The 22,615-nt window shown below is 42.1% G+C and carries 24 protein-coding genes; 10 read left to right on the top strand and 14 right to left on the bottom strand.

The genetic code is table 11. From position 1 onward, the window contains the following. The first annotated feature begins 6 nt into the window (after positions 1 to 6). From KUG63_RS03125 to KUG63_RS03115, 3 genes are all read left to right on the top strand, one after another. Positions 7 to 867: an SDH family Clp fold serine proteinase gene (locus KUG63_RS03125; RefSeq protein WP_287553990.1), complete on the top strand. Its 861-nt coding sequence runs from the start codon at positions 7 to 9 to the stop codon at positions 865 to 867. 36 nt (positions 868 to 903) lie between these two features. Next, positions 904 to 1,062 carry a hypothetical protein gene (locus tag KUG63_RS03120; protein ID WP_287553988.1) on the top strand — a complete coding sequence of 53 codons (159 nt, stop codon included), beginning with the start codon at positions 904 to 906 and terminating at the stop codon, positions 1,060 to 1,062. Between the two features lie 70 nt (positions 1,063 to 1,132). Next, positions 1,133 to 1,408, top strand: a complete 276-nt coding sequence (locus KUG63_RS03115) for a hypothetical protein (RefSeq protein ID WP_287553986.1) — start codon at positions 1,133 to 1,135, stop codon at positions 1,406 to 1,408. Between the two features lie 324 nt (positions 1,409 to 1,732). On the opposite strand, the gene hemN is transcribed toward KUG63_RS03115, so the two are convergent. Further along, entirely contained in the window at positions 1,733 to 3,118 is a 1,386-nt protein-coding gene (gene hemN, locus KUG63_RS03110; protein WP_287553999.1) for an oxygen-independent coproporphyrinogen III oxidase, read from the bottom strand. A gap of 334 nt (positions 3,119 to 3,452) precedes the next feature. Here hemN and KUG63_RS03105 point away from each other — a divergent pair, with 334 nt between their 5' ends. The 7 genes from KUG63_RS03105 to KUG63_RS03075 all read left to right on the top strand — a co-directional run bounded on the left by KUG63_RS03105 (position 3,453) and on the right by KUG63_RS03075 (position 10,554). Then, entirely contained in the window at positions 3,453 to 4,844 is a 1,392-nt protein-coding gene (locus KUG63_RS03105) for an MBL fold metallo-hydrolase (protein WP_287553971.1), read from the top strand. 176 nt (positions 4,845 to 5,020) lie between these two features. Continuing rightward, the gene (locus KUG63_RS03100; RefSeq protein ID WP_287553969.1) at positions 5,021 to 5,638 is read left to right on the top strand and encodes a 2-hydroxychromene-2-carboxylate isomerase; all 618 of its coding nucleotides are present in this window, start codon (positions 5,021 to 5,023) and stop codon (positions 5,636 to 5,638) included. Beyond that, positions 5,638 to 6,276: a glutathione S-transferase family protein gene (locus KUG63_RS03095; protein ID WP_020161641.1), complete on the top strand. Its 639-nt coding sequence runs from the start codon at positions 5,638 to 5,640 to the stop codon at positions 6,274 to 6,276. Before KUG63_RS03100 ends, KUG63_RS03095 begins: the two co-directional genes overlap by 1 nt. A 67-nt stretch (positions 6,277 to 6,343) precedes the next feature. Continuing rightward, complete coding sequence (locus KUG63_RS03090) at positions 6,344 to 7,486, top strand: efflux RND transporter periplasmic adaptor subunit (RefSeq protein ID WP_287553967.1); 1,143 nt, start codon at positions 6,344 to 6,346, stop codon at positions 7,484 to 7,486. Beyond that, positions 7,479 to 8,138, top strand: coding sequence for an ABC transporter ATP-binding protein (locus KUG63_RS03085; protein ID WP_015004922.1), 660 nt, complete (start codon positions 7,479 to 7,481; stop codon positions 8,136 to 8,138). The genes KUG63_RS03090 and KUG63_RS03085 overlap by 8 nt, the downstream gene beginning before the upstream one ends. Positions 8,139 to 8,140: 2 nt before the next feature. Next, positions 8,141 to 9,364, top strand: coding sequence for an ABC transporter permease (locus tag KUG63_RS03080; protein ID WP_287553965.1), 1,224 nt, complete (start codon positions 8,141 to 8,143; stop codon positions 9,362 to 9,364). Then, a complete protein-coding gene (locus KUG63_RS03075; protein WP_016390318.1) occupies positions 9,361 to 10,554 on the top strand; it encodes an ABC transporter permease in 1,194 nt (397 codons plus the stop codon). Before KUG63_RS03080 ends, KUG63_RS03075 begins: the two co-directional genes overlap by 4 nt. On the opposite strand, the gene KUG63_RS03070 is transcribed toward KUG63_RS03075, so the two are convergent. The 13 genes from KUG63_RS03070 to KUG63_RS03010 all read right to left on the bottom strand — a co-directional run bounded on the left by KUG63_RS03070 (position 10,555) and on the right by KUG63_RS03010 (position 22,508). After that, a complete protein-coding gene (locus KUG63_RS03070) occupies positions 10,555 to 11,730 on the bottom strand; it encodes an MFS transporter (protein ID WP_016390319.1) in 1,176 nt (391 codons plus the stop codon). Further along, on the bottom strand, positions 11,727 to 12,653 hold the full coding sequence (locus KUG63_RS03065; RefSeq protein ID WP_016390320.1) for an AEC family transporter: 927 nt from the start codon (positions 12,651 to 12,653) through the stop codon (positions 11,727 to 11,729). Before KUG63_RS03065 ends, KUG63_RS03070 begins: the two co-directional genes overlap by 4 nt. Positions 12,654 to 12,658: 5 nt before the next feature. Then, positions 12,659 to 14,239: an MFS transporter gene (locus KUG63_RS03060; RefSeq protein WP_287553962.1), complete on the bottom strand. Its 1,581-nt coding sequence runs from the start codon at positions 14,237 to 14,239 to the stop codon at positions 12,659 to 12,661. Between the two features lie 79 nt (positions 14,240 to 14,318). Then, on the bottom strand, positions 14,319 to 15,398 hold the full coding sequence (gene arsB / locus KUG63_RS03055) for an ACR3 family arsenite efflux transporter (RefSeq protein ID WP_073024100.1): 1,080 nt from the start codon (positions 15,396 to 15,398) through the stop codon (positions 14,319 to 14,321). 506 nt (positions 15,399 to 15,904) lie between these two features. After that, positions 15,905 to 16,345 carry a YqaA family protein gene (locus KUG63_RS03050; protein ID WP_015004930.1) on the bottom strand — a complete coding sequence of 147 codons (441 nt, stop codon included), beginning with the start codon at positions 16,343 to 16,345 and terminating at the stop codon, positions 15,905 to 15,907. 54 nt (positions 16,346 to 16,399) lie between these two features. Further along, positions 16,400 to 17,080 (bottom strand): SAM-dependent methyltransferase, encoded by a 681-nt coding sequence (locus KUG63_RS03045; RefSeq protein WP_277642369.1) that lies wholly within the window; start codon positions 17,078 to 17,080, stop codon positions 16,400 to 16,402. Positions 17,081 to 17,155: 75 nt separating this feature from the next. Next, positions 17,156 to 17,704: a YoaK family protein gene (locus tag KUG63_RS03040; RefSeq protein ID WP_016390326.1), complete on the bottom strand. Its 549-nt coding sequence runs from the start codon at positions 17,702 to 17,704 to the stop codon at positions 17,156 to 17,158. A gap of 57 nt (positions 17,705 to 17,761) precedes the next feature. Then, positions 17,762 to 18,376, bottom strand: coding sequence for a MarC family protein (locus KUG63_RS03035; RefSeq protein WP_016390327.1), 615 nt, complete (start codon positions 18,374 to 18,376; stop codon positions 17,762 to 17,764). A gap of 169 nt (positions 18,377 to 18,545) precedes the next feature. Continuing rightward, a complete protein-coding gene (locus KUG63_RS03030; RefSeq protein ID WP_287553960.1) occupies positions 18,546 to 19,241 on the bottom strand; it encodes a type 1 glutamine amidotransferase in 696 nt (231 codons plus the stop codon). A 71-nt stretch (positions 19,242 to 19,312) separates the two neighbouring features. Next, positions 19,313 to 19,792 carry a hypothetical protein gene (locus KUG63_RS03025; RefSeq protein ID WP_015004935.1) on the bottom strand — a complete coding sequence of 160 codons (480 nt, stop codon included), beginning with the start codon at positions 19,790 to 19,792 and terminating at the stop codon, positions 19,313 to 19,315. Positions 19,793 to 20,027: 235 nt separating this feature from the next. Continuing rightward, positions 20,028 to 20,741: a ZIP family metal transporter gene (locus tag KUG63_RS03020; RefSeq protein ID WP_020931817.1), complete on the bottom strand. Its 714-nt coding sequence runs from the start codon at positions 20,739 to 20,741 to the stop codon at positions 20,028 to 20,030. A 58-nt stretch (positions 20,742 to 20,799) separates the two neighbouring features. Further along, positions 20,800 to 21,471 (bottom strand): DUF2726 domain-containing protein, encoded by a 672-nt coding sequence (locus tag KUG63_RS03015; RefSeq protein WP_020931818.1) that lies wholly within the window; start codon positions 21,469 to 21,471, stop codon positions 20,800 to 20,802. Positions 21,472 to 21,788: 317 nt separating this feature from the next. After that, a complete protein-coding gene (locus KUG63_RS03010; RefSeq protein WP_020931819.1) occupies positions 21,789 to 22,508 on the bottom strand; it encodes an SIMPL domain-containing protein in 720 nt (239 codons plus the stop codon). Positions 22,509 to 22,615: the final 107 nt, after the last annotated feature.

Here is a 22,615-nt window from a genome sequence, read left to right as displayed (position 1 = left end):
TTTTTAATGGCAATTCTTAATGAAACTATTGATTTAGCATTAGATCATTACGCCGCTGAAGTATCTCGGGTCTTTGCTAGTGACCTGTTTTCGTTTGTTGGGGGGATAAGACCGCAGCTTTTGTCACCGTTTCGCGCGCACATGGAGGGCTTGGCTAACAGAACGAATAAAACAGAAAATCTTGTGTTTATTTTACATACTCCTGGCGGTGTGGCCGAAGTAGTTGAAAGGATGGTAGATATTATTCGCCATCATTACAAAGAGGTTTGGTTTGTTGTGCCTGATATGGCCATGTCAGCTGGAACAATTCTATGCATGTCAGGAGATAAGATCTATATGGACTATTCTTCGGCACTAGGCCCAATTGATCCACAAATACCCAATAGTGATGGCCAATTAGTCCCGGCTTTGGGCTACTTGGATCAAGTAGAAAGGATGATTGATAAGTCTGCGAAAGGTACTTTAACAGATGCAGAATTTGCAATTTTACAGAATCAAGATTTAGCAACATTACGCAGATACGAGCAGGCGCGTGAGCTGTCGGTCTCACTTTTAAAAGACTGGTTGGTTAGATATAAATTTAAAGACTGGGATAAGCATTTAAGTTCAGGTAATAGCGTTACTAGGCCTGAGAAAGAGGCAAGAGCTGTTGAGATAGCCGAAGCATTGAGCAACCATAATAAATGGCACTCTCATGGAAGGATGATCGGAATAAAAACCCTTGCAGAGGGTTTACGTTTAAAAATAGAAGACTATACTGATAATGATAAATTGAAACCAGTTATAAGACAGTATAGTGACTTACTTCTTGATTGCGTTCAAAGTCGACGTGTTGACCCGCTTTTTCACACCATGCCGCACTCCTAAGTGCAGTGTATAAAATAAATTGAAGAGACCTTGGTTATGACTAGTACAACAGATGCATTGAAAGAAGTGCTTGATAACGTGCCGATTAGTGATCTTGAAAAGCTAAAAAAGCAGCAAAGCTATTATCAAAGACTTATAAAAAATGGAACAGCGCGGAAGCAGGTCTATAACCTGAAGCCTGTGTCTGCAATTTAAAGGCATAGGATTTGTCTTGGGCCTTCAAACATTTAATGGGAAGTGCTACTAATTTTTTAAGGAAGCGTATATGCCTGAATGGATGCTAAGGTTATTAGTTGTTTTCGCTTCCTCGCCTCGTGTTTTATTAGCCTTTATACTTGGCCCAGCCTTTTACGTTGTCCTTCTTTTTATTGGTGAGTACTCAATATCTAATTTTGAACTACAAGGTCAATACAAAGTGCTTGAAGATACTTTAACCCATAAGATGATGGGTAAATATGATAAAGCAGGTCTTTTGATTTGGTTAACCAGTTGGGTTAGTTGCTATAAATTTTATAAAAAGGACAAGAATAAGTTTTATTGATGCGCGATTTTTTATTCGTGAAAATAATTCATTATAGAAATCATGGCTGTTTTTTTGTAACAGCGATAAAAATGTAGAAACGAGGCCTAAGCTTTCACCTCTGGAGCCCAAAGTGCCCCACCCCGTCATTCTTACGCCCCTTGGTACGCATCAAACTGATTAATATGGATGAGTGGTTGTTCAATAACCCCTTAATCCCGCGTTCACTCGGCTATAGCTTCACTAGGCTAGGGGCCCCGTTATAGCCTATTACATAATCAGTCCAAGCCCTAAAACATTCATTTTAAAGTCAGCTAATGATGATGACTCATGAATAGCAATGTTTTATATGACTTTTGAGAAGTTCTTGCTTGCTTTTTGTTGAGTATAAAAATCAAAGGCCATGCATATATTTCTAATCAGTAAGTGCCCAGCCGGTAGAACCTCTATTTTTTTAGCATCAAATTGCAGTAAGCCGTCTTGAGAAAATTGCTCTAAGTGGGGGTAAACATCTGCAAAGTAGTCGGCAAAGTTAATGTTAAGCTCTTTTTCAACGGCATTAATATCTAGCCCAAAGTGACAAATAAGCTGGGTGATGACGGTACGGCGTATTTTATCGTCGGTATTGAGGGTGACGCCTCGAAAGACAGGCAATTCATTCTGTGCAAGGCTATTTGCGTAATCTTCTAATGTGCGCTGGTTTTGCGAGTATGAGTCGGCAATACGGCCAATGGATGTCACGCCTAAACCGATCAGGTCACATTCAGAACGTGTGGAGTAACCTTGAAAGTTTCGATAAAGCTTGCCGTTACGTTGGGCAACAGCCAATTCATCTTCTGGTTTAGCAAAATGATCCATGCCAATGTAGACATAACCCGCACGGGTTAGTTGATCGATTGAGCGATGAAGTATTTCAAGCTTAACCTCTGGTTGGGGCAAATCATCGTTGTTCATTTGACGTTGCACTTTAAATCGCTCTGGCATATGTGCATAGTTAAATATAGATAGCCGGTCTGGATTGGCGGTGTTGATGACTTTATCGAGTGTTTCTGAAAAGCTACGTGGTGTTTGATGGGGTAAGCCGTAAATCAGGTCGAGGCTGATAGAGCGAAAGTTATTAGCGCGAGCGGCATCAATGACAGCAAAGGTTTCGGCTTCACTTTGAATACGATTGACTGCTTTTTGAACGATGGGGTTGAAGTCTTGAACCCCTAAGCTGATTCGATTAAAACCAATTTGACGCAATAGTGCGATGGTTTCTTTATTGGCCTCACGTGGGTCTATTTCAATGGAAAATTCGCCATTATCATCATCCGCCAAGTTGAAGTGCTGACGGGTAACGTTCATTAGTTCATGCATTTGCTGGTGATTGATAAAGGTGGGCGTGCCACCGCCCCAATGGAGTTGCTCTACGGGGCGGTTGGAATCAAATAAGGCAGCTTGTAGCGCGATTTCTTTATGTAAGTTTTTTAAGTAGGGGTCGGCGTGTTTGCGATTTTTGGTGATTATTTTGTTACAAGCACAGTAAAAACACACGGTGTCGCAAAAAGGCAGATGAAAATAGAGTGATAATGGCCCGCCTCGTTGGTTGGATAGTTCAACTTGCTGCTGATAACTCTCAGCAGTGAAATCTTCATTAAATTCAACCGCTGTTGGGTAGGATGTATAGCGTGGTCCTGCCTTGTTATAACGCTGAATAAGGTCGAGGTCGAAAGTGACAGTTTGTTCCAAGGCTATAGTGATGTGCAAATGTTCAAGGCACTATAGCACTTCAATATGGGTTGATATGAGGAAATGAAGTTAGATCTGATGCGGATCAAGTTAACGTGATATCAATTAAAGTAGGTGCGATTTGCTGATATTTACGCACCCAAGTTTGTGATAAAACAAGGCAATGGGGTTGCTCGATGATGGCGCATGATATAAGCATTCAAGCCTGACTGAGCTCGCCAATCGTTTAGAAAGTTGGTACGTAACGCGGTGTATTTTTAGATGATATGATGAAGTGCATAGGACTTTATTTTTATCGGCGTGCTCAGAAAAATTTGAAGTTAAAGGAGACAAGTTGAATATTACATTCCACGGTGCTGCAAAGGGAGTAACCGGCTCCTGTCATCTTATTGAATGTGCCGGTCAGCGCATTCTCATTGATTGTGGGCTATATCAAGGCAGTCGAGAAATTATTGAAGAAAATGCTGAACCGTTTGGCTTTGACCCTGCTTCGATAGATTTTTTATTACTGACGCATGCTCATTTAGACCATTGCGGGCGAATCCCTCTGTTGGTGAAACGCGGTTTTAAAGGGGTTGTTATCACCACGGCAGCCTCATTGGAGTTGGCTCGGTTGGTTATGCTGGATTCTGCTGGCCTACAAGAAGAAGAGGCACGCTACCAACAACGTAAAGCAAAACGACAGCAAAATAGTGATAAGGACATTGAGCCACTATATAGTATTTTAGATGCGCTCAATAGTTTAGAGTTTTTTGGCAGACAAGCCATTTACGGGCAATCTGAACAGCTAGCAGCGGGGATACAAGCAACCTTTTTTGAGGCAGGGCATATTCTGGGGTCAGCGTCTATTCTTCTGCAGCTTGAAGAGAAGGGTGAGGTTCGACGAGTGCTCTTTTCAGGTGATCTTGGTTACGGTGGACGGGCCATTTTGAACGCACCAGACAGGCCGCCAAAAGTAGACACGGTTATTATGGAAACAACCTATGGTGATAGGGTGCATAAGCAATTACAACCCTCTATTGAAGAGCTTTATGGGGTGATTAATGAAACGATAGGCCGTGGCGGAAATGTCATCATTCCGACGTTTGCGATGGAAAGAGCGCAAGAAGTGCTCTATTTTTTACGAGAAGGTATTCTTAGTAAAAAGATAAAACATTTTATTAATGTGTTTCTTGATTCACCCATGGCAATTTCTGCAACGCAAATTTTTGCGCGGCATCCTGAATGCTATAACACAGAAGCTCTAAACCTGTTTAATGAAGGCAAAGACCCTTTTGGGTTTCCAGGGCTACATTTTACGCGTGAAACGACCGAGTCAATGGCAATCAATCAGGTGAGTGGTGGTGCTGTTATTATGGCAGGATCGGGTATGTGTACGGGCGGACGTGTGCGGCATCATTTGAAACATAATCTATGGAATCGGCGCAGTAGTATTGTATTTGTTGGTTTTGCAGCTCAGGGAACGTTAGCAAGACGTATTATTGATGGTGCAAAAACAGTAAAAATATTTGGTGAAGAGATGCCTGTTCAAGCCAGTATTCATACGATTGGTGGTTTTTCTGCGCATGCTGACCAAACTGAATTAATCGCATGGCATGCAAAAACAGGGAACCCTAAAACGACGTACCTTGTTCATGGTGAAGAGAAAAGCATGAAAAGCTTTGCTGCAAAAATTCAAGCAACAGATGTGAGAATACCAACGCTGCATGAATCGTTTGAACTATAAAGACGAGCATTAGCATTTAGGCTAGTGTATGTATGCGATAGCGATGCACTATAAAACAAGCGGTTAATGTCGTTATATCTGCAATACTGCATGCCTGAGCAGTATTTTTAGGGATGTTAATAGCACAATAGCGGTCTATACTAATAAAAAAAATGTAAGTATGGAGGGGTGAGGGGATGAACGATAACACAGCAAGTAATGAGCAGGCAGTGACCAAGGTTAATGTCTATTTTAATTTTAGAAGTCCATATTGTTATTTAGCGTCTAAAAGTATGTTTTCTGTCGTTGATCAATACCGCGTAAAGTTTTTATGGAAACCTTTTGGCGGATGGGCCGGTCGATCATCGCCTGAGCGAGTAAAGAAGAAAATACATTTAGTACGCCAAGACGTAGCACGTAGTTGCAAGAAAATGGGTATACCATTTTCTCCACCACCGATTGAAACGGACCCAACATTGGCAGGCGCAGTCTCGTTTGCAGCGGAAAAAGAAGGCCTGTTGAAGCCTTATATCATTGAAGTGATGAGGCAAGAGTGGGCAGAAGGCCGTAATATCGGTGAAATAGATACTTTGTTTGAAGTAGCAGAAGTAATAGGTTTATCACATGAATGTGTTGAAGCAGCCAGTAGTGATGAGTCTTATCTCGTTAAAATGGATGAGAATTGGCAAGAAGCACAATCAAAAGGGGTTATTGGTGTGCCATCGTTTACGGTTGACGATCAAATCTTTTGGGGAAATGATCGGATTGATTCGTTGAAAGATCATTTGCATGACCTGAGATTGAGAAATATCTAATGGTAACAACAGAATCGTCAATAACACTTTATCAACGGCCAGATTGCCCCTTTTGTTGGAAGGTACGGTTAGTTGCTTTTGAAACCAAGCTGACCATTAGAGAAATTGTTGTTCAATTAGATAAAAAACACCCTGATGTCGTGTCTTTAAACCCAAATGCGACAGTGCCCGTTTTGGTAGACGGTGATTTGGTGATAACTGAGTCAGCACAGATTATTGAATACCTGCTTGACCAGTGTCCAGAAATACAGCTGATGCCTAGCTCGCCTAAAGCACGTGCGAAGGTCAGACAGCTACATCACTACAGTGATAGCAAATTAGGAAAAGTTCTATTTCCCTATATCAAGCAAAAACGAGATAGCCCAACACACGAAGCCAGTGCCGAGGTTAAGGAATCGACTCGGTTAGCCTGGTTTGATGAGCAGCTCATCTTATCGGAGCAATTGGGTCAGAGTGAGTTTTTTACTGGGCATTTCTCAGTGGCAGAATGCGCCTTAATACCGCGCTTTTGTTTGGCCATCACACATGGCTTAGCAATCGATGAGTCATTCCAAAACTTGCATGATTGGTATGCACGTTGTGCCGCCCGGCCCTCTTTTCTTAAAGCACTGCCTGAGCAATTTCCGGGGCTTGCTTAGGTGCTCTTGTGCGACTTACGTTTCGTCGCTGTTAACATAAGTTTAATGGTTATCTACGAGGGGTTGTATGACAAACCTTAAGGTTATAACGGGTTTAATTTTATTGCTGTTGCTGATATCGGCATGGTTTTATTTCAGTGCTGAAGAGCCAGTGCCTGTACGCTTAGTGTCCGTTAGTAAAGGGCCAGTAGATTTAACGGTTTCTAATACTCGGGCAGGTACCATTAAAGCTTGTAACCGATCACATTTATCATTACCTACCGGTGGGCAAATTGCAGAGTTGTTTGTTAACGAGGGTGACCACGTTAAGAAAGATCAAGTGCTTATTCGACTATGGAATAAAGATCATCAAGCTCGTTTTGAAGAGGCGAGTGCCAGAGTGGAAGCGGCCAAACTCACGGTAATTGAAAGCTGCCGTATGGCGAGCCTTAATAAACGTGAACATAAGCGATTAACAGGGTTATCGGCTAAAAAACTGGTGTCTGTGGAACGTTTGGATGCTGCCGAGACGAAAGAGACTATCTCAGCGGCAAGTTGCAAGAAGGCCCAGGCTAGTAAGGACAGTGCTATTGCCGGTATGAAATTGCAACAGGCGATGATAGAGAAAACCGAATTAATAGCGCCCTTTTCGGGTGTGATTGCTGAAATTAACGGTGAAGTGGGCGAGTACATTACGCCATCTCCATCAGGTGTGGCAACGCCGCCGGCCATTGATTTAATTGGCGAAGGTTGTTTGTATGTCCAAGCCCCTGTCGATGAAGTGGATGCCTCCTCAATTCAACCGGGTATGCTTGTGCACGTGACATTAGATGCGTTTCGTGGGGAACGGTTTGAGGGAAAGGTTTCGCGAATTGCACCGTATGTAAAAGAGCTTGAAAAACAAGCGCGTACGGTAGATATAGATGTTAATTTAGTAGATAAAGAACATTATCAAAAAATGCTTATCGGCTATAGCGCCGATGTAGATGTGGTTATTGAGCAGCAGAAAAACACTCTTAGGTTACCGACAGAAACGATTATTGATGGCAATAAAGTATTGGTATATCAGGCATCTAATAAACAGTTGGCCTTAACGGAGTTTACCCCGGGCTTGAGTAACTGGCGTTATACAGAAATTAAGGCGGGCTTAACGGATACTGAGCAAGTGCTGATATCGCTTGATGTAGAAGGCGCTGTGGATGGAGCCTTAGTGACCATAGACGATGATTGAATTAGATCATTTAGAAAAAAAGTTTCAAATCGGTGATCAAGTTGTTCATGCTCTGGATGATGTTTCTTTAAAGATTGAACAAGGCGAGTATATAGCTGTGATGGGGCCGTCAGGCTCAGGTAAATCAACCTTAATGAATATTTTGGGCCTGCTTGATAGGGCTAATTCGGGTGATTATATGCTCGATGGTATTAATGTATCGACCTTAGAGGAAGCCGAGCGGACAACGTTAAGAAGTCAAAAAATTGGTTTTGTTTTTCAGTCTTATCATTTAGTACCCCGACTATCGGCACGAGAAAATATTGAGTTGCCGATGATGTTATCGGGCATCCCAGCGCAGCAACGTAAGCAGGCGGTGGATGATATTCTTGATAAATTGCACCTAATGGATCGAGCGCATCATAGCCCGAATCAATTATCAGGTGGGCAACGACAACGTGTCGCGATAGGCCGAGCAATAGTGATGAAGCCGAGCATTTTATTAGCAGATGAACCGACGGGTAATTTGGACTCAACATCTGGAGAGGGTGTGACGCAGTTGCTCGAATCACTAAACGCAGAAGGTATTACTTTAATGGTAGTAACTCATGACGCCACACTGGGTGCACGAGCGAAAAGGCAGTTGAATATGTTAGATGGGCGTATAGTTTAGCGATGTTTTGGTCAGACATTGTGGGGTTTATAACGCATGTCTTAAGTCGACACCGGTTTCGTACGATAACGTTATGGCTTGCCATTGCCATTGGTGTTGTTGCAGTTAACCTGTTAACAGCATTGGGCGAAGGGGCCAAATCATTTGTCCTTAAAGAGTTTAATGTACTCGGCCGTAATACGTTAATTGTTTTACCTGGGAAAAAAGAAACCACCGGTGGTATGCCGCCTCTGACAGGTGAATCACCAAGACCGTTGACATTAAAAGATGCTATATCAGTCTCTCGGCTATCAGGTGTAAAAGCAGTGGCGCCCATAGTGGTCGGTAATATTGAAGCCTCGTATGACGGTAAAATTCGTGAAGTATTAACGATTGGCACGAGCCGAGATTTTTTCCTTATTCGTCAATTAAAGGTATCTCAAGGTCAAATACTACCGACTTTAGACCTCGATAAAGGCGAAGCAGTGTGCGTTATCGGCAATAAATTACGACAAGAGCTATTTCAAAATAAGCCTGCGCTTGGCGAACGGATACGGCTGGCAGACAGTCGATTTCGAGTAATAGGGGTATTAAACCAAGGCGGTACTAGTTTTGGTTTTGATATGGATGATGTGATTATTATTCCGGTCGCAAATGCACAGTCTGTGTTTAATGTAGAAGGGCTGTTTCGTTTATTTGCAGAGGTGCGGGTTTATCAACAGCTCGATAATATAAAGCAAGCCATTATAGAGCTGTTAAAAGAGCGACATGAAGGTGAAGAAGACGTTACGGTGATTTCTCAAGATGCTATGTTGACCTCGGTTCAAGAAATATTGGATATATTAACAATAGCGGTGGCAGGCATTGCCTCTATCAGCATGTTAGTCGCCGGTATTTTGATTATGAATATGATGATGATAACGGTTTCTCAGCGGGTTAAGGAAATTGGCTTACTCAAAGCATTGGGGGCAACCTCATCAACAGTACGGGTGTTGTTTTTATCTGAGGCTGGGCTGATAGCAGCAGTGGCCTCTATGTCGGGTTTAGCGTTGAGTCAGCTGATTGTTTTACTGGCGAATATATATTTTATAGAGCTCCAATTTCACTCACCTTGGTGGGCGCAAGTGGGTTCTATATTATTGGCGATATTACTGGCGCTTATATTTGCATGGTTGCCAGCTCAGCGAGCATCAATGCTTTCGCCCGTTGAAGCGCTGCAAGGTAAGCAGCAAAAGGAAGTGTCTTGAATTGGGTCGATAGTGGACGCTGGATCTTTAGCTCGGTATTGAGCTATCGGTCGAGAAGTTTATTAACGGCTTTAGGAATGGCCGTTGGCATTGTCTCGGTGACCTTGTTAACGGCTATCGGCGAAGGGGTTCAACAGTATGTATTAGACAGTTTTTCACAGTTTGGCGCTCGAATTATTGCCATTAACCCTGGTTTAAAAGAAACGCATGGCGCTGGTGGCCTGCTGTCTTCAGTGCGACCGTTAACATTGCGAGATGCACAAGCGCTAAAGCAGTTAACGGGTGTTGAAAAGGTGGTGCCTGTGGTTCAAGGCTCGGGCGTTGTAGAGTTTAATAATCTGCAGCGCAGTGGGGTTATTTTGGGTGTCGGGCCGGATATGAGTGATGCCTGGGACTTTAAAGTGGCTCAAGGGAATTTTTTCTCCGGTAATTTGGAAGATGCGCGCTCGACAGCGGTATTGGGTTACACCATGAAAAAAGAATTGTTTGGTGACTCAAACCCACTCGGCCAGCATATTCGTGTGGGTGGTCAGCGGTTTCGGGTCATTGGCACTATTGAAAAAAAAGGCCAGATGCTTGGGGTCGATATGGACGATACGATCTATATTCCAGCGCAAAATGGTTTGCAGATGTTTAACAGAGAGTCGTTGATGGAAATTAATGTAGTGTTTTCAGCAAATGTAACATTAAAGCGCATTGAAACGCGTATTAAGGATCTTATGATTAAGCGTCACGGGCGAGAAGATGTCACGCTAACCACACAAAATGATATGTTGGAGTCAATGGGCAAAATACTCTCTATTTTAAAATTATCGGTGGGTGGGCTAGGCGCTATTTCATTGCTCGTTGGTGCAGTTGGTATTTTGGCGATTATGACAACAACGGTAAGAGAAAGAACAGCCGAAGTGGGGTTGCTCCGAGCGCTTGGTGCGGATAAAAAAACGATATTAATATTATTCTTGGGTGAGGCTGCCGTGTTAGCGTTAATAGGCGGCCTGTTAGGCTTAGTATTGCTGTTTATGCTAACCGGCTTGTTACAGCTTTTTTTACCGGGCTTACCGATAACGTTTAATTTACTTTTCTTAGGGCTGGCATTAGTGATGTCAGCAGTAATTGGCCTAATAGCCGGTGTTGTCCCAGCTGGGCAAGCGGCAAACTTAAACCCGATTAACGCACTTCATGAAGAGTAATTAATGCGCAGGCTGATGTGTCTTTAAGCGCTGAGTGAAGAGAATAATACTGATCGTTAACAGTATGTAAAAAGGATACAGGTTTTGCCAATGGTGATGATTGCCGATTAAAAACCCGGCCAGTGGAGGGCCAAATAATATCCCTGGGCCTTGGCCAGTAATAACAATGCCTATAACACGGCCTGTATCAATCGGCTTATCGGCTAAACGAGGGCTTTGGGCAAAAATAGCAGTGGGTATCATGCCTAAGAAAAACCCCAGTAAAGCCAATAGTATTAAACCCAATTGGTCTGGATAGCTTGTATGTAGCAGTAGAGTGATTACGATAGTGAGCGCGACGGCGGGGAACGTCAGCATTTTAAACCAAGGGATACCCCGATGAATGAGAAAGCCGCTGACTAAATTTCCAGGGATAATAAAAGCGGGCAAAATAGTCGTAGTAAAAAGTGCGTTGCTCAAGCTAACTTGATAGGTTTCAATGAGGTATGTGGGAAGATAGGTGAGCATGCTAAAGAAGGTGCCAGTGAAACAGGTAAAAATGAGCCCCATAATAATAGCCTTATAGACAACGGACCGAGAGAGTTTCTTATGAACGGTGTCAGAGGCGGTACGTGTTGGGTCAACAAGTTTTATTGATAGTATAAGTAAGGGTAGGGCAAGAAAAAACGCCGCGCCCCACAGCCAACGCCAGTTAAAAAACTCTAAAATCACAGGGGCTAATAAAAAGGTTAGCACACTTCCCGCGGGCATCCAAAGTGCCCAAACACCCATTGTTAAGCCCATATCGGAAGGTTTCGATAAATGTGAAATTAAAGTTGGTGCAGCAACAGACACAAAGATAACTGCGATGCCTTCAATGATACGGCTTAATATTAATTCGTTAGCAGAATTGATAATGATGCTAAAGCCGGCGGTAATAATAATCAGGCTTAATGCGATTTGTAACACTTTTTTGGGGCCGTAGCGATGCGATAAGGCGCCAACAAATATGCCCAGTAGGACACTGGCTAAGGCAGCCGAAGACATAATCCAACCAATTTGGATAACACTCAACGGTAACTCTTTTTTTATCTCTAATAAAGCAGGGCTAGCTTTGGTAACAGTAATGGCCGACGCTATACCGGTTAGGAAGCTTAAGCAAACACCACCCCATTGGGTTTTTGTAACTGTGTTCATATTAATTGTGTTAAATAATCTGAAAGGCTAGGGGCTATTAAAAGGTAAGCCGCTGTGCCTAAGGTTAATGCGGTACAAAAAAGTGCAGAATCTAGTTTAAATCGATCAGCTAAAGCAATACCAACGATAACGGGGGGGGCAGCGGCTGTAATGCTGGTGATAATTAACACCTCACCGCTTAAGCCAACAGGAACCCCACTACTAAACGCGATGGCTGGGCTAACAATCAGCTTAATGAACATAGCTGGTATTGTCAAAAGAACATATTTAAAGCTGCTTATTTTAAAGTTTACGCCCACCATTAAAAGTAACATAGGCACAGTTGCCAGCCCCATCATTTTAAATGCCTGAATAATGCTTTCGTGCGGGATCCATTGAAAATACCGAAGGGTTAACGCTATAACGATTGCCCAAACGGGCGGCATCAGCAGTAATTCACGACCTAAATGACCACCGGCAATGCGCGTTCCAAAGTGCGCTGCAACCAGCACGGCAATTATCCAAACAAAAGGGACGGTGGCGAGCAGGTCATAAATTAATGGAATGCTGGCCATTTCAGCACCAAATAAGGCCTCAACGGCAGGCAAGGAAATCCCCATGCCATTGCCAAAACTAGCCGCTAAAACTAAAGCACCGGCTTGAGGGCGGGAAATATACCCTGCACGAAGCAGTCCAGAAAATAGGATTAGGCTTAGACCCAAGCACAGGCTGATGGTGATAATGCCGGTCATGGGTACCTGATAAAGCTCTTCTTTTAGTGGCGTTGTAAGAATGATATATAAAATCAGGGTAGGTGCTAACAGGTTAACCACCAAGGCACTTAGGGTGCTTCTTAGTTGTTGTGTTGTAACACCGCCGGGTTCAAATTTATGCCAAGCCACGCCGGTGGCGAGGATTAAAACCATGGGTATTAAGCTACTCATTGAGGTTATGCTTTTCCTGCAATTTGAATGGAAGTGGCCGGTGCTTTTTCACCAACGTGCATGGCCATAACTTGATCACGAATAGACATTTCCGAATAGGTCATTCGGTCTCGTTGACGCAAGACCTCAAACCAGGACTCAGACATATACACTTCAGAAAAAAGCTGGTGGTCATTCGCATCATGAAATATTTGCCAGAAATACGCGCCATTCCTTTTGCGAATATCCCGTAATTTTTTCATTAGAGAGAGAAACTCATCTGTTTTGCCCTGAGGAATACAGTATTGAATAGACACCAAAACGGGGCCTCTATCACCGGGAACTGAGTCTTCATCAATAGCGATGGGCCATTGAGTTGTGGGAGAGGGGTCTAAGCTATCATTTGCGATGGCAAAACGGCGGCTTAACAATAAAGTGAGTAGTAGCCCAGTGGACGCGATGAATATTGAAATGCTAGAGCCATAATGGTCAGATAAGCTCCCCCATACCAAGCTGCCAAACCCCATGCTGCCGCCAAAGGTAAGCATGACAAGAGAAATGGTGCGTGCACGTACCCAGTTAGGTACGACCATTTGAGCAGATAAAATAAAAGATGAAAAACTAGAAATCCACGCGCAACCCAAAGCAACTAAGGTTAAGCCTAAGGTATACAAATTAGGTTTATAAGCGAGCAGTACTAAGGGTAAAGATAAAATGACGGTGGATAATGAAATAATTTGGTTACGTGTGAGTAAACGATGAAACCGCGGTAATAAGAACGCACCCAAAATTGTTCCCAAGCCCACGACAGCCATTGAAATACCGAAACTTTGAGCGCCCATGTTCATTTCACGAATAACAATAATGGGTAATAAAGCCCAAGAAACACTGGCGAAAAAGAAAAACATCGCACTACGGAATAATACGATACGTAATGAACGGACATTTCGTGTGTAGCGTAAACCAGCTTTAAAAGCACCCATAAATCGTTCAACGGGCAAGGCAGACTGATTATCTGGTTTTTTGGGTTTCCAAATAGCTAAGGCCACAATTAAGCCGGTAAACGAAACTGCGTTAAAGATAAAAACCCCAGTTGGGCCAGATTGAAAAATAATAAAGCCACCAATGGCCGGACCAATGGCGCGGGTAACATTGGTACTTAAGGTGTTTAAAGTAATCGCGTTTGGCAACTGTGCTCTGGGCGCAAAATCGGGCACGCTGGCTGCCCAAGCGGGCCTCATCATCGCATTGCCAGCACCTAAGGCAAAAGTAAATAGCAACAAACTTAAGGGCGTAACGGCATCAAAATAAGTACTGATCGCAAGGCCGCTTGCTGTTAGAAACAGCGCGATATGTAGGCCCAGCAACATTCGACGGTGGTCAATTAAGTCAGCCAACGTGCCGGATGGGTAGGCTAAAAATAAAAATGGTAGGGTGATGGCCGTTTGGATTAAAGCGATATAAAGGTCGGATGTTGGCATGGAAGCCATCAGCCAGGTGGTGCCAATTTCTGTCATCCAGGTGCCAACATTTGAGATGGTCATAGCGATCCACATCATCCTGAAAACAGGCGATTTAAAAGGAGTCGTTAACGAAGATGAGTTCAATGATTAGTTTGAGGCAAGTTTTATTAATAGGCGATTATAACAGGTGTTACTTATCATCTTGTTATTCGGTTATTACCGTTTAACGTTGAAATAAATAAGACGTTCTTTTGCATAAGGCAACTAACATTAACATTAAAGGCACTTCAATTAAAACACCCACAACAGTGGCTAAGGCTGCTCCAGATGAAAGACCAAACAGTATAACAGCGGTAGCAATCGCCACTTCAAAGTGGTTAGAGGCACCAATCAGTGATACCGGTGCCGCATCTTGATAAGAGAGTTTAAACAATCGAGACATGACAAAATAACCTAACGTAAATATGAATACCGTCTGTACTAATAAGGGGATGGCTATCCATAAAATAGTTAAAGGGTTTGAAACAATAACCTCGCCTTTGAATGAAAACAGCAAAACAAGGGTCATTAACAACGCTAAGATGCTCACCGGTGTCAGCCAATGTAAAAACTTTTCATTAAACCAATCCATGCCCTTATGTTTGATGATTAATTGCCTTGAAAAATAACCACTGATCAATGGCAAGGCGACATAGATAGAAACAGAAAAAAGCATCGTTTCCCAAGGGACCGGCATTGCGTTTACATTCAGTAGTACCGTGCCTAATGGCCCATAAAGGAAAAGCATCATGAGTGAATTGATAGCGACCATCACTAATGTTAAGCCGCCGTTTCCTTTGGCTAAGTGGCTCCACATTAAAACCATGGCAGTACATGGTGCAATCCCCAGTAAAATCGTACCAGCGATATAACTTCGCCATAACTCCACCTCCTCACCATTTACGAGGACTTCTGTACCCGGTAAAAAATCTCTAAATAAGTAGCCTAAAAAGAAATAGGAAATGGCAAACATCGTGAACGGTTTAATAGCCCAGTTTATAAATAGGGTTAATAAAACGGGTTTTGGTGTTTTTGCAGACTTAAGCACCTGAGCAAAATCTATTTTAACCATGATGGGGTACATCATAAAAAACAAGCACACAGCAATGGGGATGGAGACTTGGTAAATAGAAAAGTCATTAAGTACAGTTGCAACGCCTGGCGCAGCTTTACCTAAGAATATGCCACCGCCAATGCAAAGAGCGACCCAGAGACTTAAATAACGTTCAAAAATGGATAGTTTTTTCTCTGTTACATCAGTCACAGTTATCTCCTGATTCATATCGTGAGTCTAATGGCGAGCTAAATGGTGAGGAGTTCGCACGCCGAGCCTAGCTAACAACCCTTATGGTCATTTATAACTTAACGCCATAATGGTTTAGAGCCACCATCATAAGCCAATAACTGCCAATTGTAAGCGCAATAGAAAGGCTAAGGCTGGTGTAAAAATGTAAGCCATACCTTAACAAAAAGGGGAGGGTTATAAATAAAACAAAAGATGGCAAAATAAGCTAAAAAACACTGCTTGATAATGCGCTGACCTTATCCACATCTTTTGTGTCAATGTATAGCCAAATCATTGCTAGTACCGAAATGAGAGGCATAGATGCCAGTAAAGCGCCCATTAAAGAGCTTCGCTTTGCTAGCTCTGAGACAGCTACAATAAGAACTGTTGTGATAACAATTTTTGTTATGTAGTAGATCACTTAAGGTACCTTTATTTTGCCTTTATAACACTTGATTGAATCGATGGTTAAGCATTGTATCAGCTCAATTTACTTGTAATAACATATAACTAACGGCGATATAACGCAGGAGTTTACCTGCCGTAACCAATATAAGAAACCAGAGTAAGTGAACCCTTAAAACACCGGCAATAACGGTTAACGGGTCGCCAATGATTGGAACCCAGGCAAAACATAAGGAAAACAAACCGTATTTAGTAAAACGCTGTTCTGCTCGAATAAAATCAGCTTCCGACATTCGTAACCATTTTTTTATTACAAGCAAGCTAGCCCAGTAGCCTAGGGCATAGTTTGTCAGTGATCCGAGCACATTGCCTATTGTCGCAGTGATAACTAGCGTAGTGGGTGATAAACCGCTTAGTAATAAAGCATTTAAAACAATTTCTGAGCTTAACGGTAAAACTGTGGCGGCTAAAAATGCAGCAATGAAAAGGCCAAGATGTCCGAGTTCTGAAAAATAGTCCATGAGGCTTAACGGTCGAGTTAAGTGACCGCTTTAGTCATGGTAAAGGTTTCTTTGTTAGACATGTTTAACTACCAACATTTCGCTAGCGCCTTTTTGAAACTCATACGGCACGGCACTAAGAGAAACCTCAAAACCAGATTCTTTTAAAGCAGTCATTACTGGTTTTAAATGTGGTGAAACTTGATTATCGCCTAATGAAAGTAATGGATAAACCCGAACCTCGGTGGCTATACGACAAAGCTCCTTCATCGATAGAAGGTGCTGCGCTCGATCGACATGCCCACTGTATAAAAATAAATAATGCGAACATAAGGCCAGCTCAAACGCATGATCTTTAAAAGGCAACATGGGTAGTGCAGAATTTACATAACGGCCGGATTTTTTACCGTGCTCATAGTCGTTTAAGAATATTTGCATGGCACCCATTCTAGTCTTACCCATGGCCTCAACGTTTGCGATGTCTTTCCACACATAATCAATTGTATTGTTGGCAACCTGCTCCATAACCTGCGGGTAAACCGTATCAATTCTTGAGCGTATTTGCTCGGCAGTAAATTGATAGATAGGGTCTACAGACACAACCTGATCATTGGTGCGTGATAATTCGGCATTAAAGCTGGCTGGGCCATCTCCACAGCCAACAATGCTTTTTTTAAGATCAGATTTTGATAACGAAAACATGCCCCTGTATTCGCTTAACGACCTTCCCCATGGGATGACTTCAGAGAGCTGCATTATGATTCCTTTTTGTATCGAACTTATTTTGGCAGGGTTTGCGTGTAGCAAGAAATAGACAGGTGGTTATTAATATTAATGGTGTTGTTTAGAATATAAACGATAAACCAAAGAAATTAACAGGCAGATACTCGCTGGAAACAATAATGCCATGAAATGGTATTTTAAGAATAGTAATGAGCCTAAGGTACCACCCAATATAAAGCCGATAATGATCGCTCCACTATAGGTTGTTGCTAATGCATTTTGTAAACCGCAAGCCATCGAAGCAAAAAAATGGCCATAAAATGAGCCTTTAGTTAGCAGCAATAGGGTTACTAGTAACAAGGCAGATTCTAAAAATAATGCAGTATCGTAATGCTTTCCAAGCTTTAGCGTTGAACCATGTAATAAAAACCCAGCTATCGACGAGCCAAATAGAAATGACAATAAAATACCCAGTAAATGAAGGGTATGTTGAAAGGGCAATGTTAAAAAGCCGGTACCTAATAAGGTAGCGGTACCTGACAAGTGCGAGACTGATTGATGCTCAAAACTAAGTAATCCGACTGCATTAACAAAGCCTGCTACTAGTGCCAGAATGAAGGCACCAACTTCAACCCATTTTGGTAACGTTGAAATCAACCCTCAAAGTCCTGTGTAGTTAGTGGCTCAATCAATGGCATAAGGCGAGCGAAACTATCATGACATTGTCTGTACCCAATTTGCGACTCCGATGGCCTCCATAATAAACTCAACCGATAAAGCGGCTAATATCATGCCCATGATTCGTGTTAAAAGAGAGGCGCCGCCGTGGCCAATTATTCTGATGATCCCGCCTGAAAAAAGAAGTAGAAGCAGCGTAATTACCAAAACAACAAGTACCGTTGCTGTAGTCATCATTTGTTCTTGAACGGTGTATATATTATTGTCCGTTATTAGGATAACCGCCAGAATTGCCCCGGGTGAGGCGGTGGCAGGAATCGCCAGCGGAAACACAGATATGTCGTGCATAGGTTCACCTGTTTTTTCGGGCGTGTTATTTGAAAAAACCATCTGTAAACCAAATAAAAATAGAATGACCCCGCCAGAAACCTGAAATGAAATAAGGCTAATTCCCATTGCGCTAAGTAAGACTTGGCCGACCAAAATGGCGCCGACTAAAATTAGCACGGTATAGACAATGGTTTTGTAGGCCGTTTTTATCCGCTCCTTGCTAGAAAGTTTTGCGGTTAGCGCAGCAAAAAGCGCCATTGTGCCTATAGGGTCGATTGTCGCCCAAATAATTAAAAAGTCGTGCAGTAATTTATCTATCATTTGTACTCGGTTTAATTGTCATCATATTTTAAATAGCCCTCGTATCTTTTTGTTTGAGTTGATGTGCTTGAAAGCAATGAATTTAACATGGAAGCACTAGGCGTACTAAATGCAATTTTAGTGGAAATCAAACGGCATAGTGGTGCGGTTAAGTTAAAGCATACAATGGTTAAGCATGGTTTGTGTGTAAATAGTTAAGCACACAGCCCATTAAGCGGTTGATTGAAAGAAACCGTTCTTCAGGTGCGGATAAAATTGTATCCTCCGTTTGAATGTATTTAGCTTCTACAAGCTCATCACCACAGTTATCGACAAGAGCTTGTGCAGATTGAAGCGTAGTTTCTAGGTGAAATTGCAAACCGATGGTCTTAGTGCCAATTTGAAAAGCTTGGTTTTCGCAAGCTTCACTTTTTGCAATGTGAATGGCACCTTTAGGTAGCGTAAAGGTTTCGCCATGCCAGTGAAATGCATTAATGTCATCGGGAAATTGGAAAACGGTGCTTAGCTTTGGTTGTATGGCCTTTACTGGAAACCACCCAATTTCTTTTTTTGGCTGTGGATAAACTTTGGCGCCCATGGCGCTGGCAATAAGTTGTGCGCCTAAACAGATACCAAGAACAGGAAGGTCTGATTTAACGGCTTTTTGTATAAATTGTTGTTCCGCTTCTAACCAAGGGTATTGTTGATGGTCGTTTACACTCATTGGCCCGCCCATCACAATAAGAAAGTCAATATCTGTTAAGTCGGGTAATGCCTCAGAATTATAAAGCTGTGTGCTGGATATGTTGTAACCCGCCTGTTGAAGCCAAGGCGCAATACTGCCCAAACCCTCAAATGGGACGTGCTGTAAGTAATGTGCTCGCATGGTGTTCCTTACCTTTTTATGCCAAGGTCTTTAAATAGGGGTGAAAAAAACACGGCGAAGGGGCGTTGAGCTTATCCATCTGCATGAACAGGTGATGTTCCATTATTTTTGCGAGTTAAGTGTAAGAAAACACCCAGCGAAGCGAGTAATAAAGCGGTGCTTGTAATAATCGCTACGGGGTAATATAAATTACCAGCCAGTTCTAACTGGCTATATTTAATCACCATAATCAACGCCTCTAAAGACAGCGCAATACAAACCGTTCCAATAAATCTTGGAATGGTTCTACGTAAACTTTCAACAGCATCTTCATGTTCTTCTTCGCCGGAATACTCTTTATTAATGACCAAGGCGAGTTCAAAAACAGCTAAAGCGATAATCCCTGTATTAACTCCGCTCAAAAATATTTGCATAATATCTTTGCCTGCAAGAATGCCTTGAATAATTGTTTGCGCGAGCGAAAAAATGATAGCTAAAGCCATCCCAAAAAATATAAAAGTAAAGAGTTTTGCAACAAGAAAACGCATGATATGGCTGATGTCTTTTTTCATTTAAAACTTCCTATGACATTTAACGACCGCGCTTAGTGACTGTGCTATGTTGCTTGGTCAGATTAATTTATTGGTGAGTTGGCCCCCATTTATACCGCAGTGTAGTTACTATTTAAATATGTGTTAGCATTTTAATAATGCTTATATTGCTTTAAACCTAATGGTCAGATTGTGCAAAAAGGCTCCGTTTAGATAAACACAGCAAGGTGCGATTTTTACAGAGTAGCTTCATGGTTTATGTCGTTATTATTAAGCCTAACATACCAAACATAAAGCCCAAAACGGCTCCCATGGGTGGTGCCCAATGTTTTTCTAAAGTCACTTGTGGCGCCAAGTCTTGAAATATTGAATAAAGAATGCCCCCAGAGGCGAAAAGCATAATACCAGCGATAATAACTATTTCGTCAGACAACCAAAGATAACCGCTCACTCCAGCAATCGGGCCAAGCAAGGCCATCACAGCAAAGGTAATGATAATTTTATAAGGCTTATAAATAGCTGTGGCGTTTAATTCGCGATAGGCATTAAAGCCTTCTGGCATATTTTGTAAAGCGATTAAGCCAGCCAGTAACAGGGCGTTGCTACTGCCCGTTGCAAAGGCTGCTCCTAATGCTATGGATTCAGGAATAAAATCAGACAGCATAGCGGCTAATTGACTTGCTGAAGTGTTGGTTTTTTTAAGATAAATATCAAGAAATAAAAAACTGAAGCCACCCATTAGCAAGCAAAGGCAGGCAGACAATGGGGACAGTATCTCTATACTTTCGGGGACTAAAACAAAAGCAACTGCGGATAATAATGCGCCTGCTCCAAAAGCGATCACACTGTGCCTTAGCTCTTCTTCTAACCATTTGTTTGCAATTTTTTCAAAGCAGGCAATAGCAGCGCCCAAGGCCATCGCTAGCCCAGCGAATAAAGTTGAGGTAATAACCGTTAGTAAAGAGTCCATTAACTAAGAAATGGCTTGAAAGGTACGAAGAATTCCAGCATCCATTTCAAATGGACTGCTAAGCATTGAGAGTCTCTACATGTTTACATTTGGGGTATGAACTGCAGCCCCAAAATTGTTTCCCAGCATGGGTTCCTTTTTTTGTAGTACGCATGACAAGTACCGACGAGCATTTAGGGCAAGTTTTCTCCTTTACTGTCTCAGTAGTCATACTGACTTGAACGTCATTTTTGCATATCTTTAGGTAAGGAGCTAATAAATCATTAACCTCAGCAATAACATACCCAGCCTTGGCAGGCACTTGAATGAGTGGAACAGAGGAAGCCTCACATGCTCCCCTTAGAAATTCGTCGCGTTGTTGTCTATTTTTTGAAAGGTGAGAGCTGTCGTCTAGTTCTATAGCACATAGGACTGATAAGTCATCGTTTTTACATAGCAAAAAATCAAAATGCTTAGCAGATATTTTATTAAACGCTTTTTGCCACTCACTTCTTGAAAGCCCTTTATTGGGTTTAATAACATCAGCAACCCTGACCTTACCAAGCACTATTGCGCTGTCGCCTTTTATCTGTTCTAGCACACCATAAAAAGATCGCTCTGCTGGCGTAAACAAAGCGTCCAATTTTTGATAAGGGTAATTGGCTGAATTAGATTTCTTATCTTTCGGCAGTTTAGAAAAAAAGACTACTGCAACTGCCAATAATATTATTGCTAAGATGCCCCAACTCATAATTATCCTTTTTAATTTATAGTGTTTAAATAACGTGCTTAGTTTTCCTTAACTGAGTTTGGAAGATGCAAAGTACGTTGTCGCTAATTCCCTGCGTAAGTAATACCTACATGGTGAATTTCCAAGATTGCATCACCAAGGAAAATAAACTAAGCGATACCTTTTTTGTTTATATGTATTGGTCTATGGGCTTGTAATGTACCATTTCAATTAATATTTGTATTAACCTGATTGCTCTCAGCTAGCTGAGCATTATTGATTGAGGGAAGTTTAGTTTATCGAAGCCTGGTATCATCAATTGATATGTCTTAATTTCATTAATCTGAAAGGTAATAGGCAACGGTAGAAACCACTCGAACTTTTTTAATATGTGGGTTGTTTTTATCTCTAGCATTAATACTAAATTGCCCTTGAGATGCAGATTTAATTGTTCCTAACGTACTTTTAGAGTCGGCTGCAAATTTCTCTGCAACTTCACGGGCCTTCCTTGTTGCCTCTTCAATCATGTCGGGCTTTATTTGATTTAAACGAGTAAAAATATACTCAGTTTGAGAATGATAATTGCCAGCAGTAAATACAATTCCTTGCTTGCCTAAACTAGACATCTTACCCATAACATCGCGTACCACGCTAATATTTTTGGAGTAAACAGTGACAGTTTGGGAGGCTGTATATCTGAACTCAGCTCTTGCCTGGTTGCCATATCGTTGGGCGGACTTATCTGTAATTGCCGGTGAAGAATATGAAATCTCATTGGCGTTAATTCCGGCGCTTTCTAGAAATGCTTTTATCTTTTCGGTGCTTGCATCTATGGATTCATACATCTGTTCGAGGTTATTACTTGCGGAACTAAATTGGATAGGCCAGATTACGATATCTGCACTGTATTCTCTCTCCGATAGTCCTTTTACAGTAACGGTTCGTTCATATTCCTTAAACTTAATGGCCGCATCACCAAGAAGGGATCCAAGAGAGGAAAGAGCAATAATCAGACAAACCCCAAGAATCAAGGCGCTACTTTTATTTGACACGGTCATAAATCTCTCCTGTACGTATGAAGCGGTTCCGCTCATTAGGACAGTAAAAGCCGTTAGTTAAGGAGTTATTTTCTGTATTATTATTTAAATAGAGGACACAGAAGATG

The organism is Cycloclasticus sp., from assembly GCF_019090545.1.
Taxonomy (GTDB): Bacteria; Pseudomonadota; Gammaproteobacteria; order Methylococcales; family Cycloclasticaceae; genus Cycloclasticus; species Cycloclasticus pugetii.
Note: the sequence above shows the minus strand (reverse complement) of the source record. Positions and strands in the feature narration are given on the sequence as shown.